Here is a 1,236-nt window from a genome sequence, read left to right on the forward strand (position 1 = left end):
AACATTTCGCTATTCTCGCTGCGCTTGGCCGCAAGTAAAACCAACTGTCGAAACCGCATTTTTTGGTTTCGCTCTGGGCGGTGTAACTTCAACATCCGCGCTACCCGTGGCCGCTTCCATATTTGGAATCCAGCGCCTGAACGAGGTGAAGTCCGTAATATCGACGATATACCAAAGCTTTTGGTGGCACCCCAACGGGGCCCCAAGCGCCTTTACGGTGTCTGGGCTCGAAATCAAGGGTGAACGTCCGCGTTTCGGTTTGGTGGATGACCGCTCTTGGCCGCGTCCGGGTGCAGCGATCATCGAAATTGACGCCACATTGCTGACGATCAAACTGCTGATGTCAATGTCGGGTATTGAGCGAGTATTTGGGGTAGGCCTATGTCGGCAGCCAGTCTTAAGCAGCCCTTCAACCCATAGCCCCAAAACCAGCATCTGACCAGTTCAACTACTGCGCAGCGGCGAGCATCCAACATCACAAGCCAAGACCCGGCCACCAACACACATGCTTGCAAACGGGCCGCATCATTCCCCCTCAAACAAACTTCCAACGTTCAAAATCTCATACGCAATCTCGGGCCGCTGCTCCAGGCTGCGCTTGATGGCTGCCGGGATGGCCTGGCGGGTTTTCCGGCACAGTCCGGGCTGTTCGTGCACCAGGATCGTGATGCCGCGAAGGCTGCGGACTTCCTTGGCGCTGGACTGGATGCTCAGGCGGATGCCGACCTGCTGCGCCATCCGGTCCTGCATGTGCTGCAAATCTGCCAGGCTGCTCACATTTTCCAGCCGCTGCAGTAGCCGCTTCTCGTCCTCGCGGGTCAGTCGCAGTACGCGCAAGTCGCCGGCCGGGTTGGCCAGCAGGGCATCGCGCCCGCAGTTGCAGGCGCCGGGCGGGCATTCGGTGCGCAGGAGGAAGGCGGGCTGGGCAGTGGCCATGGGGTCAGGGGGAGTCAGGGAATTGCCATCATTTTCACCGCTGACGATTTTCTGGTGGCTCGCCGGGTTGATGCAAGCACAATAGCCTGAAAGCATGACCTCTTTAACCAGCCCTATCCTGCGCCTGACCGACATCCGCCGCAGCTATAACATCGGCACCGACGTTGAAACCGAAGTGCTGCACGGCATCAGCCTGGCCCTGCAGCAGGCCGAGTTCGTCGCGCTCAAGGGGCCGTCGGGTTCGGGCAAGAGCACGCTGCTCAATATCATCGGCTTGCTGGAGCGGCCGACGTCGGGCAC

At 59.5% G+C, this 1,236-nt stretch carries 3 protein-coding genes; 2 read left to right on the top strand and 1 reads right to left on the bottom strand.

The window, feature by feature from the left end:
- On the top strand, positions 1-439 hold a 439-nt coding region (locus tag Q7T36_RS17915; RefSeq protein ID WP_304852084.1), incomplete at its 5' end, for a hypothetical protein.
- 86 nt (positions 440-525) lie between these two features.
- On the opposite strand, the gene Q7T36_RS17920 is transcribed toward Q7T36_RS17915, so the two are convergent.
- Positions 526-1,032, bottom strand: a complete 507-nt coding sequence (locus Q7T36_RS17920) for a hypothetical protein (RefSeq protein WP_304852087.1) — start codon at positions 1,030-1,032, stop codon at positions 526-528.
- Here Q7T36_RS17920 and Q7T36_RS17925 point away from each other — a divergent pair.
- A partial coding sequence (locus Q7T36_RS17925) for an ATP-binding cassette domain-containing protein (protein WP_304852090.1) occupies positions 1,031-1,236 on the top strand: 206 nt, incomplete at its 3' end. The two genes, Q7T36_RS17920 and Q7T36_RS17925, sit on opposite strands and share 2 nt — an antisense overlap.

Origin of the sequence: Fluviicoccus sp., assembly GCF_030646115.1 — a bacterium.
Classification (GTDB): domain Bacteria; phylum Pseudomonadota; class Gammaproteobacteria; order Pseudomonadales; family Moraxellaceae; genus Fluviicoccus.